This window comes from Nonomuraea cavernae, from assembly GCF_014646355.1.
Lineage (GTDB): Bacteria > Actinomycetota > Actinomycetes > Streptosporangiales > Streptosporangiaceae > Nonomuraea > Nonomuraea cavernae.
This window is the reverse complement of the sequence record NZ_BMNH01000006.1, coordinates 194,971-209,326: the sequence shown is the minus strand read 5'-3', so window position 1 is coordinate 209,326 and position 14,356 is coordinate 194,971. Positions and strand designations below refer to the sequence as shown.

Below are 14,356 nucleotides of genomic sequence, written 5' to 3'. Positions count from 1 at the left end.
CCCCGGGCGCCCGAGGACGCTCCTCCCGCCGCGGAGGGTGACGTCCGCGTGCCCGAGGACGCTCCTCCTGACGCGGAGACCGCGACCACTGAGCCCACCAGGCGCGGCACGCTGCTGGAGGCACGTGACGTGCACGTGGAGTTCCCCTCGCGGGGGCGCCGCGCCCGCGCGGTCGACGGGGTCAATCTCGCGATCGGCGAGGGCGAGATCGTGGCGCTGGTCGGCGAGTCCGGCTGCGGCAAGACGACGCTCGCGCGCACGCTGCTCGGCCTCGAACGCCCCACCTCCGGCTCGGTCGTGTACGGCGGGGCCCCGCTCGACTACGGCTCCAGGTCGCTCAAGGCGCACCGGAGGGAGGTGCAGCTCGTCCTGCAGGACCCGACGGGCTCGCTCAACCCGAGGCACACCGTCTACGAGGCGGTGGCCGAGGGGCCACGCATCCACGGACTGCCCGACGAGCAGGAGGTCGTGGCCACCGCGCTGGCGAAGGCCGGGCTGCGGCCGCCGGAGCGGTTCTTCCTGCGCTACCCGCACGAGCTGTCCGGCGGGCAGCGGCAACGGGTGGTGATCGCCGGAGCGCTGGCGCTCAACCCGAAGGTGCTGGTCGCCGACGAGCCGGTGGCCTCGCTCGACGCCTCCGTCCGGGGCGAGATCCTCGCGCTGATGCTCGGGCTCCGCGACGACCTCGGGCTGTCGGCGCTGGTCGTCACGCACGACCTCGGGCTGGCCTGGAACATCGCCGACCGGGTCGCGGTCATGTACCTCGGCCGGATCGTCGAGTCGGGCCCGGTGGAGCAGGTGCTGACCGCTCCCCGGCACCCCTACACGCAGGCGCTGCTCTCGGTGCTGCCGGAGTCGCCCGAGCGGGTGGTGCTGACCGGCGAGCCGCCGGACCCGACGCGGATCCCGGGCGGCTGCCGCTTCCACGCCCGCTGCCAGGTGCTGGCCTCCGGGCGGGCGGCCGAGGCGGGGGTCGACGGCAGGTGCCGGTCGGAGCCGCTCGCCGTGCTGCCGGCCGTCTCCGGCGCCCAGGTGGCGTGCCACTACGCGGAGGTCACGAGCTGACGGTCCCGCTCGGGACCCGTACCCCCGCTTAAAGCCCGGACCCGTGCTTGGAGCGGTGCTCGGACCCGCGCCGGGATTCGCCTCGTCGGTGAGACGGATCCCGGCAGGCCGGTCGGCGCACTCAATGGGCGGCAAGGTGACGATCAAGGCGTCGAAGCCCGGCACGGTGACCGCTCGTCTTCTAGAAGGCGCTGATCGTGGCCGGCGCGCGTTCGGCCCTGCTCAGCGTGCGGATGACCGCCGTCGCCCCGTGGCGGTGCACGGCCAGCCGCGCCAGCAGGTCGACGACCGGGGCGACGACCTCGGACGGCAGCTCCGGCGTCTCCACGCCGACGCTGGCGGCCAGGTCGTCGGAGTGCACCACCAGCTCGATCAGCCGGGTCAGCAGGAAGTCGTCCAGCAGCAGCGACCAGCCTGCCCAGGGCAGGGACACCACGCTGTCGGCCGGCTCGGTGGGCAGCGCGGCCCGCAGGCGCTCCAGCAGCTCGCCCGTCCTGGCGGCGAGCGCGACGGGCCCTTCGGCGGCGGCGGCCTCGCCGCCCCGCCTGATGCCGATGTTGCTCTCGTGGTCGAGGCCCGCCTGCACCCACGGCGACATGGAGTAGTGCTCCAGCAGGGAGACCGGTTCCTGCGCCTCCTCGGGCCGCCGGCCGAGCACGGACTCAACCCGGACGAGCTGGTGGGCCAGGTGCCCGGCAAGGCCGGCGACGCTGAACTCGGTGAGCGCGCTCGGCTTGTCCCACGCCGCGGCCACGGCGGGATCTCCGAGCAGGTCCACCGCCGACCGCGCTGCGACCAGATAGGACTCCCTCATGGCGGACCTTTCCCCTTATGTGGTGACTCGGGCCAACACTATCCCTCCGACGATCAGAGCGAGCGCCGCCATTCTGCCCGCCGACAGAGGGTCGTCGTTGAGCACGACGCCCAGTGTGATCGCCCCCACCGCGCCGATGCCCGTGAACACCGCGTAGGCCGTGCCGACCGGCAACGTGTTCATCGCCTGGGACAGCAGCCAGACGGCGGCGGCCATCAGCACGAGGCAGATCAGCGTGGGGATCGGCTTGGTGAAGTTCTGCGTCGGTTTGATGCTCTGCGACCAGGCCACCTCGACCAGCCCGGCCAGCAGCAGGACGGCCCAGTTCATCCGGTCACCGCCTCGATCGCCGCCGCCAGCGATCTGTCGTGCTCGACTCGGCGGTGCCTGAGAGCCGGGTCCAGGAGCGCGTTGACCAGCTCGGCGTGCACGAACGTCACGTCCTCGATCCCGAAATGGCCACGGAAGAAGTCGCGCAGGTAGCGCTCCTGGTGGTCGAGCGGCTCGCGCGGGGTGCCCGGGCCGTAGGCGCCGCCCCTGGCACTCGTCACGACGAAGGATCGCCCCCGCAGCGACATCCTCGGGAAGGTGATCTGATCGAGCCAGGCCTTCAGGGACGACGGGATCGAATAGTTGTACATCGGGGTGCCGATCAGCACCACGTCCGCCGCCACCACCTCGTCGAGGAGCGGCTCGACGATGGCCCAGGCGTCCTGCTGGGCGGGGGTGCGGACGGCCTCCTTGTAGCGGGAGATTTCCGATATTTCGTGTTCTAGGACGTAGTCGCAGAGTTCGGTCCAGGCTTCGCCGATGTGCGGTACGGGGTCGGCGGCCAGGTCGCGGTGAACGTACCCGTCGCCGGGGTGGGCGGTGCGCCACCTTTCGGCGTACATGCCGGAAAGCCTCCGCGAGTACGAGGCGCGGCGCGCGCTGGCGTCCAGGTGCAGCAGCATGGTTTCTCCTCCTAAGCGGACATGGTGTCCAGTTAACCATAACCGGACACTATGTCCAGATAGGGTGGAACACATGGAGAGAGCCGACGCCGCCCGCAACCGCGCGAGGATTCTCGCCGCCGCCGCCCGGCTGTTCGCGCAGAGATCTCCGCAGGACGTGACCATGGACGACATCGCCAAGGCGGCCGGTGTGGGGCGTGGCACTCTCTACCGCCGCTATCCCGACCGGGCCGCGATCGCCGTGGCCCTGCTCGACGAGCACGAGCGGGCCCTGCAGGAGCAACTCCTGCGCGGTGACCCGCCGCTCGGCCCCGGCGCGCCTCCTGCGGAGCGGCTGGCCGCCTTCTACGCGGCCATGGTGGGTCTGCTCGAGGATCACGTCCACCTGGTGCTCGGCAGCGAAGTGGGCCGCTCACGCTTCGAGACCGGCGCGTACGGCTTCTGGCGCGCGCACGTTCGCTCGCTGCTCGCCGCCGCCCGTGTCCCCGCGCCTGACGCTCTGGTGGACGTGCTGCTCGCACCCCTCGCTCCCGAGGTGTACGCCTACCAGCGCTCCGGCCTCGGCCTCACCCCGGCGCAGATCGCCGAAGCGCTGACCACACTCGCCGGCATCCTGCGAACGAGCTGAGACCCTTGAAGCGTCCGTACGTCGGCGAGGTTCGTCTGATGCGTGGCCGCCGGCCACCCGGAGATCCTGACCGCTGATCCAGCGGGCCTCGTGTGAGGCCGTCGAGAAGCCGAAGGTGTCGGTGGCATGCTGTCCAATGGCGCTCATGGATGTGGACGCGGGACGGCGTGGGGTGTTCTGGGAGGTGCGGGCGGGGCGGGTTCCACCGCCGCCTGCCGCGGTGCTTCTCGGGTGGGAGCTGGTCGAGGTGGATCCCGAGCTCGGCACCATCGAGGTGGCGTTCAAGGCGAGCGAGCAGTTCACCAACCCGGTGGGGGTGATCCAAGGGGGGTTCCTGGCCGCGATGCTCGACGACACCTTGGGCCCCGCCCTGGTCGCGACGTTGCCGGAGAACCAGTTCGCGCCGACTCTCGATCTGCACGTCCAGTTTCTCCGCCCCGCTCGGCCCGGGCGGCTGCTGGGCCGGGGGCGGATCGTGCAGCGCCAGTTTCTCCGCCCCGCTCGGCCCGGGCGGCTGCTCGGCCGGGGGCGGATCGTGCAGCGCGGCAAGGAGGGTGTGCTTTCTCGCCGGTGAGCTGATCGGCCCCGACGGCCGCCCCGTGGCCGTGGCCACCGCGACCGCACGCATCCAGACCGTTCGATAGAGGCGCGACACACCGCCGGTCATCGACCCGTCGCGACACCGGTCTGCTCCGTCGGCAGGCTCCTCATCCGAGCCTTGCCGGGGGCGCGTCTCCATGGGTGCGCAGGGTCTGTCCGATCGTCGTTCTGAGGAAGGCGCGGGCCAGCCTGGCCCGGCGGAAGCGGCTCAGCCGGGGACGCGGCAGACCATACCTGCGGGCCCGGATGTCGGCCACCACCTTGGCGGGGGCGCCCAGATCGAGCAGGACACCGAGCGCCTCCCGCTTGCTGATCAACCGGCCGTCTCGCAGCGTGACCGTCGCCCGGGCCACGGTCACCAGGCCCAGATCGACCCAGACGTCCTGCAGCCAGCGCCGCCGGCCACGCGTCTTGACCAGCCAGAATCCTCGCAGGTCAGCCCGGACGAAGTCGGCCAGCTCCTGGTCGGAGACCGGCGGGAGCAGGCCGGCGGGCGGCGGGCCGTACAGTTCCAGGGCTCCTTCGTGCAGCTCGCGGCGGGTGACGGCGGTGACCGGGCGTTCGAAGAGCTCCCCCATCGCCCACGTCACGTGCTCGGTCGCGTGGTCGGCGAGCTCGTCCCGGGGCAGGTAGGAGCAGTGCAGGTGCTCGGCGAGCGGCAGGTCCAGGGCTTGGTGCAGCCGCTCCAGGCGGGCGCGCTGCTCGTCCGTGAGGGGTGTCTCGACGACCGCTATCAGGTCCAGGTCACTGCGCCCCGGCTGGTAGTCGCCCCTGGCCAGCGAGCCGTGCGCCCAGAGCGCCACGAGAGGGACCACGGGCCGCAGGTCCTCCAGAAATCGCGTCAGCAGAAGATCGGTAGGAGCGCTCATGATGCCACCTTGGCTGATTCGGCGCCGGGACGAAAGGTGCATCGGCGGCGGCATCAGAGCGCGTGACCGCCGGCCACCTGGCCGGTGATCCAGCGGGCCTGGTGTGAGGCGGGGAAGGCGCGGGCGGCGTCGGTGGAGATGTTCACCACGCACAGGGGGACGCCGGGTCGCCGCCGTCTCGCCAGCTCGGCGACGAGCAGGGCGGGGGCGATCGCGCGCCCGGCTCGCGCAGGTCGCCGTGGACGGCCACCGCGTCCGGGTCAGGGGGTGTCGAACAGGGCGCTGACGGACTCGCCGTCGTGGATCCGTCGCATGGCCTCGGCCAGCGCGGGGGCGATGGACAGGACGGTCAGCTTGTCGCTCGGCTTGGGCGGCGGCACCGTGTTGGTGCAGACGATCTCGGCGACCTCGGGCAGCGCGCTGAGCCGGTCGATCGCGTCGGCCGCGAAGAGACCGTGGGTGCAGGCGATCCGCACCGACTCGACGCCGCGCTCGCGCAGCCGGTCGAGCAACTCGATGACCGTGCTGCCCTTGGCGATCTCGTCGTCCAGGATGATCACGTCCTTGCCGGCGACCTCTCCGATCACCGAGCTGATCACCACCCGGTCGTCGGCGAAGCGCTGTTTGGCGCCCATCGCCACCTCGGTGCCGAGCAGCCGGGCGAAGGCCGCGGCCTCCTTGGCGTTGCCCAGGTCGGGCGAGACGACGACCGTGTTGGACAGGTCGTACCGCCTGAAGTGGGCGGCCAGCTCGCGCAGCGCGTGCAGGTGGTCGACGGGCACGCTGAAGAAGCCGTGGACCTGGGGTGAGTGCAGCGTCATCGCGAGCACCCGGCTGGCTCCGGCGGCCACCATCAGGTCGGCGACCAGTCGCGCGCCGATCGAGATGCGCGGCGCGTCCTTCTTGTCGGAGCGCGCGTAGGCGTAGTGCGGCAGCACCACGGTCGTCCGGGCGGCCGACGCGCCCCGCGCGGCGTCGAGCATGAGCAGGAGCTCGACCAGGTGCTCCTGCGTGGGCGGGACCAGTGGCTGGATCAGGAAGACGTCGCGTTCTCGGCAGTTGGCCTGCAACTGGACCTGAAGGACGTCGTTGGCGAACCGGTTGATCTTGACGGGATGGAGCGGCGTGCCGAGGTGGGCGCAGATCTCCTCGGCGAGCTCCGGGTGGGCGGAACCGCTGAAAACCGTGATGTCTCGCACGATTCACAGAGGATATCCGTACCGGCCCGCGAGATCTCCTCCAGCGGGTTCGTGGCGCTCCGGAATGGGTCTGACCTGCCGATACGCCGACGTGCGGGCAGGTATGGGGTTCGCGGTCAGCGGGAAAGGGTGCCGTGGGGGGAGGCGTCGCTCGTGGTGATCGCTGTCTGCCTGGGGGCGGCGTGTCTCCTGGGCCTGGGCTACGTGGCCCAGCAGCATGCCGCCTACAACCTGCCTCTGGGCGAGATGCTGCATCCGCGCCTGCTGCTGGATCTCGCGCGCGCGCCGCTGTGGCTGATGGGGATCGGCCTGATGGTCTGCGGGCAGCTTCTCGGCGCGTTCGCGCTCTGGCAGGCCAGCGTGGCGAAGGTCCAGCCGATTCTCGCGACGAGCCTGCTGTTCGCGCTGACCGCCGCCCACGTCGTCTACAAGGAGCACTTCGCTCTCATGGAGTGGCTGGGGGCCGTGCTGGTGAGCGGCGGCGTGACGCTGTTCCTGTTCTTCGGGGAACCACACGGGGGTCATCCGCCCCCGCACAACTCCCTGCGGTGGCTCGTGGTGCTGCTCGTGCTCGTCGTCGCGGCCGTGCTCGTCTTCGCCGGGCGTCGCTGCGCTCTGGCGACCAAGGCCATGTTGCTGGCGGCCGCGGCCGGAGTGTTGTACGGACTCCAGGACGTGCTGACGCGCAGCACGGTGATCTCGCTCGGCAACGGGCCGGGCGCCGCCCTCATGACCTGGCAGCCGTATCTGTTGCCCTGCGTCGCCGTGGTCGGGCTGCTGCTCAACCAGAGCGCGTTCGACGCCGCGCCGCTGCGGATCTCGTTGCCGGCCACCACCGCCGCCGAACCGATCGTCGCCATCGTGCTGGGCGTCGCGATCTTCGCCGAGAAGTTGCAGGTCACGCCGACGGCGCTCGCGGCGGAAGTGATCGGCCTGATCGCGATGGTGACGGGGATCATCATCCTCGGGCGGTCCCCGTTTCTTGCCAAATCGGAACAGGAGGCCGCCCAGCGGCCGGAGGAGCCGGAATGATGATCTCGATTGTGCTGGCGTTGTGCGCCGCCGTCTCCAACGCGGTGGCCTCGAACCTTCAGCGGATCGCGGCGCGAACGGTGCCCGAGAGCAAGGCGTTCCGGCTGGCTCTCATTCTGGATCTGATCCGGCGTCCGGTCTGGCTGGGCGGGATCGTCGCCCTCATCGCGGGGTTCGCCTTTCAGGCGGCGGCGCTGTCGACGGGGCCGCTGGCCCTGGTGCAGCCGGTGCTCGCCACGGAGCTGCCGTTCACGATGGTGCTCCTCTCGCTGATGTTCAAGATGAGGTTGGAGGGGCGCATCTGGCTGGCTGTGGCGACGATGAGCGTGGGACTGGCGCTCTTCCTGTTCAGTGCCTCGCCCAGCACAGGACGGGAGCCGCCCAGCACGAAGGTGTGGATCCTGGCGGCGATCGTGACGGTCGCGGTGGTGATCGGGCTCTGCCTGCTGGCGCGACTGATCGAGGGTGACGGCCGAGCCGCTCTGCTGGGGGTGGCGACGGGCATCGGGTTCGCCTTCACCGCCGCGTTCATGAAGCAGAGCACCTCCATCCTGGCGGAGGGCGTGGCCACTCTGGCGACCTCCTGGCAGCCGTACGCGATGGTGGCGGCGGGACTGTGCAGCCTGTTCCTGTTGCAGAACACGTTGCAGAGCGGGACGCTGGTGGCCGCGCAGCCGGCGTTGACGATCAGTGATCCGGTCGCGAGCATCCTCTACGGCACCATGATGTTCGGTGAGAGCGTCCGGACGGGCCCGTGGATCATCCTGGAGGCGATCGGCATCGGTTCGATCTTCTTCGGCAGCTTCCTGCTCGCCAAGTCTCCGCAGGTCAGGGCTCAGTTGCTAGCCCAGACGAAGCCCAAGCAGCGGAGCTGAGATGAGACGCGCCTCGGCGGGCGGCGACAGGAAGAGAGCCGACGCCCGGGCGACCTGGTCGTGGCGCCGGCCCGGGTCCGTCAGCCGGTCGAGCGCGTCGAGGAGCTCCGCGCCGGTCCGCGCGTGCGCGCTCACGCCCGCCCGTGCCATGGCCAGCGCGCCGTCGCGACCGTGGCCCGGTATGGGCCGGTAGGAGACGACGGGCAGGCCCGCCGCGAACGCCTCCTCGCAGGTCAGCCCGGCGGCGTTGTCCACCAGCGCGTAGGCCGCCGACATGAGCTCCGGCATGTCCTCCTGCCAGCCGAGGACCGGGCCCGTCCGCGCGGCGGTCAGCCGGCGGCGCAGCCCGTCGTTGTGCCCGCACAGGATGACCGGTGTGTACCTGCCGGAACGCGCGAGGATGCGGGCGGTCCGCGCCACCTCGCCCACCCCCCAGGATCCGGCCGAGACCAGCACCAGCCGGGCGCCGGGGGCCACGCCGATCCGGTCGCCGACCCGGGCCCGGCTCCTGTCCCGATCGGCAGTGGACGTCGGCGCTTCGGGTGTCCGCGCTCCGGGTGTCCGCGCTCCGAGTGTCCGCGTCTCAGCTGTACGCGTCTCAGGTGTACGCGGTGGGGCGGGGGAGAGGCGGAGGAAGCCGGGGCGTACGACGGGGGCATGGTGGAACGAGGGTCGCCCGGTCGCGGCGGCGAGACGCGGGATCACGGCGGGGTTCGGGCACAGGTACCGGTCGTTGCCCGGATGCAGCCAGAGCCGGTGCACGGCGAAGTCGGTCACCAGCACGGTGCTGGGAGCCGGCAGCTCGCCCCGCCCTCGCAGTCTCCCGGTCACCTGGGCGGCCAGGTGGAAGGCGGAGATCACCTCGTCCGGCGGCCGGTGGGAGATCAGGCGGCGCAGACGGGCCCCGGCCAGGACGGTCAGCGGCGAGGTCGACGGGGCGCGTTTGCCGACGAAGAAGACCCGGTAGATGACTTCGTACAGCCATGGCGCGCGCGTGATCATCCAGTGGTACCAGTGGCGCAGCAGCGGGCCCAGCCCCATGGGAAGCAACCGGAGGACATCGATGATCTCCACCTCGGCGCCCTGCGCGGCGAGCCGCCGGGCGAGTTCCGCGGCCACCTGGTCGTGGCCGGTGCCCATGGCGGCGCTGATGATCAGGAGGCGCCGGCCGGCCGCCTTCACGCTCCGCTCCACGGGGGCGTGAGGTGGCGCGGTGGGCGGCCCTCCCGGTGGCGCTGGCGGGTCTGGCGCTGGTCCACGCCGGCCCGGCCGTCACCTGGCTGCCCGCGGTGCGGCGGGCGCTGCCGGGCCTGGCCGGAGTGGGCAGCGCCGGGCACGTGGCGCTGACCTTCGACGACGGCCCCGATCCGCGGTCCACGCCGCGTTTTCTGGAGGAGCTCGGGCGGCTCGGTTGCCGGGCGACGTTCTTCGTCCTCGGTGAGATGCTGGAGCGCCATCCCGAGGTGGCCCGCCGCATCGTCGCCGAGGGCCACGAGCTGGGCCTGCACGGCTGGCGGCACGTCAACACCCTCCTCGCCCGGCCGGGAGAGGTCGCCGCGGAGATGGGCCGGGCGGTGGACCTGGTGCGGGAGGTCACTGGATTCCGCCCTGTCTGGTATCGCCCGCCGTACGGTGTGCTGAGCGCCGAAGCGCTGGTCGCGGCCCGGCTGTGCGCGTTGCGGCCGGTGCTGTGGACCGTGTGGGGCAAGGACTGGACGGCCGAGGCGAGCCCGGCGTCGGTCATGGCGACGCTGCTGCCCGGTCTGCGGGGTGGCGCGACCGTCCTGCTGCACGACTCCGACCACACGGCCGCGTCGGAGTGCTGGCGGTCGGCGCTCGGCGCGCTGCCCGAGGTGGTGGAGCGGTGCCGTCGGATGGGGTTGCGGGTGGGGGCGCTGCGCGAGCACGGGGTCGCCGGGGCGGGCGCGGTGTCCGGCGCCGCCTAGCACCGCGTCCTCCTGGTGCGGCGGTGCTGTGGTGGGCTGGGCATGCGGTCCTCCTCCGTGCTGGGCGGAGATCACGTGTCCGCGGACCCGTACCGATAAAACAGTGATTTCGGAAATATTTGGCTTATGGGCGATTCCGGATGGATGGCGCGAAGAGAAGTCGCATGAATGCGTAAATTCGACACCGAGGCCGCGTAATAGATGCCAATGAATGGCGACTGTGTAGTTTTGTGGCGCCAATCGGTGGAGATTCCGTAGCAATGGCATCGCAGCAGGACTGCATGCACAATTTCATATCGAAGGCCAAGCGGGAGAATTTCCCCGTGGCCTTGCGAGTGCTGCCGCGTGCCTACCGGCGGCACCTGCTCGCCGTGTACGGGTTCGCGCGATTCGTCGACGACCTGGGCGACGAGGCCGCGCCGGATGACCGGCTGCGGTTGCTCGGCGACGTCGAGTCGGACCTGGCACGCCTGTACGCCGGATCGAGCCCGCGCCTGCCACCCGTCCGGGCGCTCGCGCGAACCGTCGAGACCTGTTCGATTCCGGCCGAACCCTTTCGCCGGCTGGTGGAGGCGAACCGGCGCGACCAGACGGTCAGCCGTTACGACACCTTCGATGACCTGCTCGGCTACTGCGAACTGTCCGCGAACCCCGTCGGGCACCTGGTGCTGCACGTGTTCGGCGCGGCGGCTCCCCGGCGGCTGACCCTGTCCGACCGGGTGTGCTCCGCGTTGCAGATCATCGAGCACTGCCAGGACGTGGGTGAGGACTACGCGAGGGGCCGGGTCTACCTGCCCGGCCGGGAGCTGCGCCGGTTCGGTTGCGCCGAGACCGACCTGGCCGGCGCGACCACGCCGGAGGCGCTGCGCCAGGTGGTGGCCCTGCAGACCGGACGGGCCGCGCGGATGCTGAAGGACGGGCGCCCGCTCGTCGCCTCGTTGTCCGGATACGCCCGCCTGGCGGTCGCCGGATACGTCGCGGGGGGCCTCACCACCGTCGCGGCGCTCGAACGGTCGGCTCATGACGTCCTGGGACAGGCCATCCGCCCACGCCGCAGCCGTTCGCTGGCCTCGTGGCTCCGCATTCTCGCGACATGGAGGTGACGAACCGGTGACCGTGTCCCACGCGTACCGGCGCTGCGAACAGATCGTCCGCACGCGGGCGAGGAACTTCTCCTACGGGATCCGGCTGCTGCCGGCGCCGAAGCGCCGCGCGCTCAGCGCCGTGTACGCCTTCGCCCGCCGGATCGACGACATCGGGGACGGCGACGGGCCCGCCGAGCAGCGGCTCGTCCGCCTGTCGGAGGCCCGTGCCGCGCTGCGCGAGGCTCGGCCCGACGACGACAACCTCGTGATGTACGCCCTGGCCGACGCGGCCCGCCGCTACCCCATCCCGCTGGAGGCGTTCGAGGAGCTGATCGACGGCTGCGCGGCGGACGTGCGCGGCACCACCTACCAGGACTTCGAGGACCTGCTCTTCTACTCCCGATGCGTCGCCGGCTCGATCGGCCGGCTGTCGCTCGGCGTCTTCGGCGCCGACGACCCCAAGGCCGCCGCGCCGCTGGCCGACGCGCTGGGCGTGGCGCTGCAGATCACCAACATCCTGCGCGACGTACGCGAGGACCGGCTGGCCGGCCGCGTCTACCTGCCGGCGGAGGATCTGGAGCGGTTCGGCTGCACGCTGGACGTCGACTCCTCCGGCCGGTTCACCGACGCGCCGCAGCGGCTGGCCGCGCTCGTCCGGTACGAGGCCGAACGGGCCCGCGAGTGGTATCAGGAGGGAATCCGCCTGGTGCCCCTGCTCGACCGGCGCAGCGCGGCGTGCACCGCCGCGATGGCCGGCATCTACCGGTCCCTGCTCGACCGCATCGCCGCCCACCCCGTCGAGGCGCTGACCGCCAGATCGTCGCTGCCCACGTGGCGGAAGACGACGATCGCCGCCCGCGCCCTGATGGGCGGACGCTCGTGAGCGGCGCACCGCCGGCTCCGGTCGCGGTCGTGGGGGGCGGGCTCGCGGGCATCGCCGCGGCCGTCGCCCTGGGAGAGGCCGGGCACGCGGTCACCCTGTACGAGGCCCGCCCGCGGCTGGGCGGCGCCACCCATTCGTTCGAGCGTGACGGGCTGGTCGTGGACAACGGCCAGCATGTGTTCCTGCGCTGCTGCACGGCCTACCGGGGGCTGCTCGACCGGATCGGCGGCGCCGGCCGGGTGCGGCTGCAGGACCGGTTCGACGTCCGGGTCCTCACCTCGCAGGGCCGGACGGGACGCCTGCGCCGGACGGCGCTGCCGGGGCCGTTCCATCTGATGCCCGCTCTCGCGACCTACTCCCTCCTGCGGCCGGCCGACCGGTTGCGCGCGGTCCGCGCCTCGCTCGCGCTGACCCGGCTCGACCCGGCCGACGCGGCGCTCGACCAGGTCGACCTGGCGAGCTGGCTGGCGGCCAACGGTCAGCGCGATCCCGCGCGGGAGGCGCTCTGGGAGCTCTTCTCGATGGCGGCGCTGAACGTCGGCGCAGAGGAGGCGGCCCTCGGGCCGGCGGTGAAGGTGTTCAGGACCGCCCTGCTCGGCCGGGCCGACGCCGCCGACCTCGGCATTCCGGCCGCGCCGCTCGGCGAACTGCACGGCACCGCCGCCCAGGACGCCGTCAAACGGCGTGGCGGCGAGGTGCGGCTGTCGGCGAAGGTCACGGCCATCGAGCCGGGCCCGATGATCGTCGTGGACGGCGACCGGATCCCGGTGTCCGCGGTGATCGTGGCGACGCCGCACGAACAGGCCGCCAGGATCGTCCCCGCCGCGGCCTCGCCCGACAAGGACCGCTGGCAGGGGCTGGCCGCGAGCCCGATCGTCAACGTGCACGTCGTCTACGACCGTCCGGTCACCGACCTGCCGTTCGCCGCCGTCGTGGGCTCGCCCGTGCAGTGGGTCTTCGACAAGACCCGCGTGGCCGGGCTGGACAGGGGCCAGTACCTCACCATCTCCGTGTCGGCCGCCGACCGGTGGATCGACCTGCCGACCGCGAAGATCCAGGCGGAGTTCGTGCCCGCGATCGAGCGGCTGTTTCCCGAGGGACGGCGGGCGCGGCTCGCCGACTTCTTCGTCACCAGAGAACGGCGCGCCACCTTCCGCCAGGGGCCGGGCAGCGGCGCGCTCCGGCCTGGGGCCGCCACCAGGTGGTCCGGGCTCTTCCTCGCCGGCGCGTGGACCGACACGGGCTGGCCCGACACGATGGAGGGTGCGGTGCGCAGCGGACTCAACGCGGCCGGACTGGTCAGACGGCACCTGCTACTACGGGCCGCCTCATGACTCCGGTCGTGCCCGCCGTGGTGGCGGCGGCCAGGCGGCTGGTCGACCCGGTCCTGCGTGAGGCGGTCGGCCGGCTGGACCCGATCACGGCCCGGGTGGCCGGCTATCACTTCGGCTGGACCGAGGAGCCGGGCGGAGCTTCGGCGGGCGGCGGTTCCTCAGGAGGTTCCTCAGGCGGTTCCACAGGAGGTTCCTCAGGAGGTTCTTCAGGAGGGGGCAAGGCGCTGCGGCCCGCGCTGGTGCTGCTCTCGGCCAGGGCGGCCGGAGGCGACGTCGAGCGGTGCGCGCCGGCCGCCGCGGCGGTGGAGCTCGTGCACGCGTTCTCGCTGCTCCACGACGACCTCATGGACGGTGACCGGATGCGCAGGCACCGGCCGGCCGCCTGGACGGTGTTCGGCGGCTCCGAGGCCATCCTGGCGGGTGACGCCCTGCTGGCGCTGGCCGGGGAGCTGCTGGTCGAGCGCGACGGCCCCGGCCACCTGGACGCGGCGCGCTCGCTGAGCCTGGCCGTACGAGGGCTCATCGCGGGCCAGGGAATGGACCTGGAGTTCGAACGACGCGACGACGTGAGCCTCGACGAGTGCCTGCGGATGTCGGCGCGCAAGACCGGTGACCTGCTCTCGTGCGCCTGCTCGATCGGCGCGATGACGGCCGGCGGGTCCGCGGAGCTGGTCGAGGCGCTGGCGGCCTTCGGGGCCGAGGCCGGTCTCGCCTTCCAACTGGCCGACGACCTGCTCGGCATCTGGGGCAGCCCGGAGACCACCGGGAAGCCGGTGCGGTCGGACCTGCGCGCCCGCAAGAAGAGCCTGCCGATCGTCGCGGCCATCACCGGCGGTGGCGCGGCGGGCGAGCGCCTGGCCCACCTCCTGGCGCGGCCGGAACCGCTGCCGGAGCAGGACCTGGTGGAGGCGGCCCGGCTGGTGGCCGAGGCGGGCGGGCGTACCTGGGCCGAGACCGAGGCCAAACACCGGCTCGACACCGCCGGTCGCCACCTCGCCGGCGTGGAGATGCCCGCAGCCGTCCGGGAGGAATTCCTGGACATCGCCAGATTCATCACAGCCCGGGATCACTGA

At 72.0% G+C, this 14,356-nt stretch carries 16 protein-coding genes; 10 read left to right on the top strand and 6 right to left on the bottom strand.

The window, feature by feature from the left end:
- Nucleotides 1-48: 48 nt before the first annotated feature.
- A complete protein-coding gene (locus IEY82_RS13785) occupies nt 49-1,065 on the top strand; it encodes an ABC transporter ATP-binding protein (protein ID WP_372459724.1) in 1,017 nt (338 codons plus the stop codon).
- 181 nt (nt 1,066-1,246) lie between these two features.
- On the opposite strand, the gene IEY82_RS13780 is transcribed toward IEY82_RS13785, so the two are convergent.
- The 3 genes from IEY82_RS13780 to IEY82_RS13770 are packed head-to-tail and all read right to left on the bottom strand — an operon-like array spanning nt 1,247 to nt 2,832.
- Nucleotides 1,247-1,879, bottom strand: coding sequence for a maleylpyruvate isomerase N-terminal domain-containing protein (locus IEY82_RS13780; protein ID WP_189124475.1), 633 nt, complete (start codon nt 1,877-1,879; stop codon nt 1,247-1,249).
- A 15-nt stretch (nt 1,880-1,894) separates the two neighbouring features.
- A complete protein-coding gene (locus IEY82_RS13775; protein WP_189124474.1) occupies nt 1,895-2,209 on the bottom strand; it encodes a DMT family transporter in 315 nt (104 codons plus the stop codon).
- Nucleotides 2,206-2,832: an FMN-dependent NADH-azoreductase gene (locus tag IEY82_RS13770; RefSeq protein WP_189124473.1), complete on the bottom strand. Its 627-nt coding sequence runs from the start codon at nt 2,830-2,832 to the stop codon at nt 2,206-2,208. The genes IEY82_RS13775 and IEY82_RS13770 overlap by 4 nt, the downstream gene beginning before the upstream one ends.
- Before the next feature lie 73 nt (nt 2,833-2,905).
- Between IEY82_RS13770 and IEY82_RS13765 the strand changes: the two genes are divergently transcribed.
- Together IEY82_RS13765 and IEY82_RS13760 are read left to right on the top strand one after the other, a co-directional pair.
- On the top strand, nt 2,906-3,460 hold the full coding sequence (locus IEY82_RS13765; RefSeq protein WP_189124472.1) for a TetR/AcrR family transcriptional regulator: 555 nt from the start codon (nt 2,906-2,908) through the stop codon (nt 3,458-3,460).
- 145 nt (nt 3,461-3,605) lie between these two features.
- The gene (locus tag IEY82_RS13760; protein ID WP_189124471.1) at nt 3,606-4,034 is read left to right on the top strand and encodes a PaaI family thioesterase; all 429 of its coding nucleotides are present in this window, start codon (nt 3,606-3,608) and stop codon (nt 4,032-4,034) included.
- A gap of 133 nt (nt 4,035-4,167) precedes the next feature.
- Here the strand turns inward: IEY82_RS13760 and IEY82_RS13755 are convergent, their stop codons facing one another.
- Together IEY82_RS13755 and IEY82_RS13745 are read right to left on the bottom strand one after the other, a co-directional pair.
- Nucleotides 4,168-4,929: a nucleotidyltransferase domain-containing protein gene (locus IEY82_RS13755; protein WP_189124470.1), complete on the bottom strand. Its 762-nt coding sequence runs from the start codon at nt 4,927-4,929 to the stop codon at nt 4,168-4,170.
- 260 nt (nt 4,930-5,189) lie between these two features.
- On the bottom strand, nt 5,190-6,128 hold the full coding sequence (locus tag IEY82_RS13745; protein ID WP_189124469.1) for a ribose-phosphate diphosphokinase: 939 nt from the start codon (nt 6,126-6,128) through the stop codon (nt 5,190-5,192).
- 153 nt (nt 6,129-6,281) lie between these two features.
- Here IEY82_RS13745 and IEY82_RS13740 point away from each other — a divergent pair, with 153 nt between their 5' ends.
- Nucleotides 6,282-7,160 carry a DMT family transporter gene (locus IEY82_RS13740; RefSeq protein WP_189124468.1) on the top strand — a complete coding sequence of 293 codons (879 nt, stop codon included), beginning with the start codon at nt 6,282-6,284 and terminating at the stop codon, nt 7,158-7,160.
- A complete protein-coding gene (locus tag IEY82_RS13735; protein WP_189124467.1) occupies nt 7,157-8,035 on the top strand; it encodes a DMT family transporter in 879 nt (292 codons plus the stop codon). The genes IEY82_RS13740 and IEY82_RS13735 overlap by 4 nt, the downstream gene beginning before the upstream one ends.
- On the opposite strand, the gene IEY82_RS13730 is transcribed toward IEY82_RS13735, so the two are convergent.
- Nucleotides 8,003-9,217 (bottom strand): MGDG synthase family glycosyltransferase, encoded by a 1,215-nt coding sequence (locus IEY82_RS13730; protein WP_225263238.1) that lies wholly within the window; start codon nt 9,215-9,217, stop codon nt 8,003-8,005. The genes IEY82_RS13735 and IEY82_RS13730 overlap by 33 nt on opposite strands.
- A 23-nt stretch (nt 9,218-9,240) precedes the next feature.
- Between IEY82_RS13730 and IEY82_RS13725 the strand changes: the two genes are divergently transcribed.
- The 5 genes from IEY82_RS13725 (at nt 9,241) to IEY82_RS13705 (ending at nt 14,356) form a co-directional block, all read left to right on the top strand.
- Nucleotides 9,241-9,981 carry a polysaccharide deacetylase family protein gene (locus IEY82_RS13725; protein WP_189124466.1) on the top strand — a complete coding sequence of 247 codons (741 nt, stop codon included), beginning with the start codon at nt 9,241-9,243 and terminating at the stop codon, nt 9,979-9,981.
- Between the two features lie 260 nt (nt 9,982-10,241).
- On the top strand, nt 10,242-11,084 hold the full coding sequence (hpnC, locus tag IEY82_RS13720) for a squalene synthase HpnC (protein WP_189124465.1): 843 nt from the start codon (nt 10,242-10,244) through the stop codon (nt 11,082-11,084).
- A gap of 7 nt (nt 11,085-11,091) precedes the next feature.
- On the top strand, nt 11,092-11,949 hold the full coding sequence (gene hpnD / locus IEY82_RS13715; RefSeq protein WP_225263235.1) for a presqualene diphosphate synthase HpnD: 858 nt from the start codon (nt 11,092-11,094) through the stop codon (nt 11,947-11,949).
- Nucleotides 11,946-13,283, top strand: coding sequence for a hydroxysqualene dehydroxylase HpnE (gene hpnE / locus IEY82_RS13710; protein WP_189124463.1), 1,338 nt, complete (start codon nt 11,946-11,948; stop codon nt 13,281-13,283). The genes hpnD and hpnE overlap by 4 nt, the downstream gene beginning before the upstream one ends.
- The gene (locus IEY82_RS13705; RefSeq protein ID WP_189124462.1) at nt 13,280-14,356 is read left to right on the top strand and encodes a polyprenyl synthetase family protein; all 1,077 of its coding nucleotides are present in this window, start codon (nt 13,280-13,282) and stop codon (nt 14,354-14,356) included. The genes hpnE and IEY82_RS13705 overlap by 4 nt, the downstream gene beginning before the upstream one ends.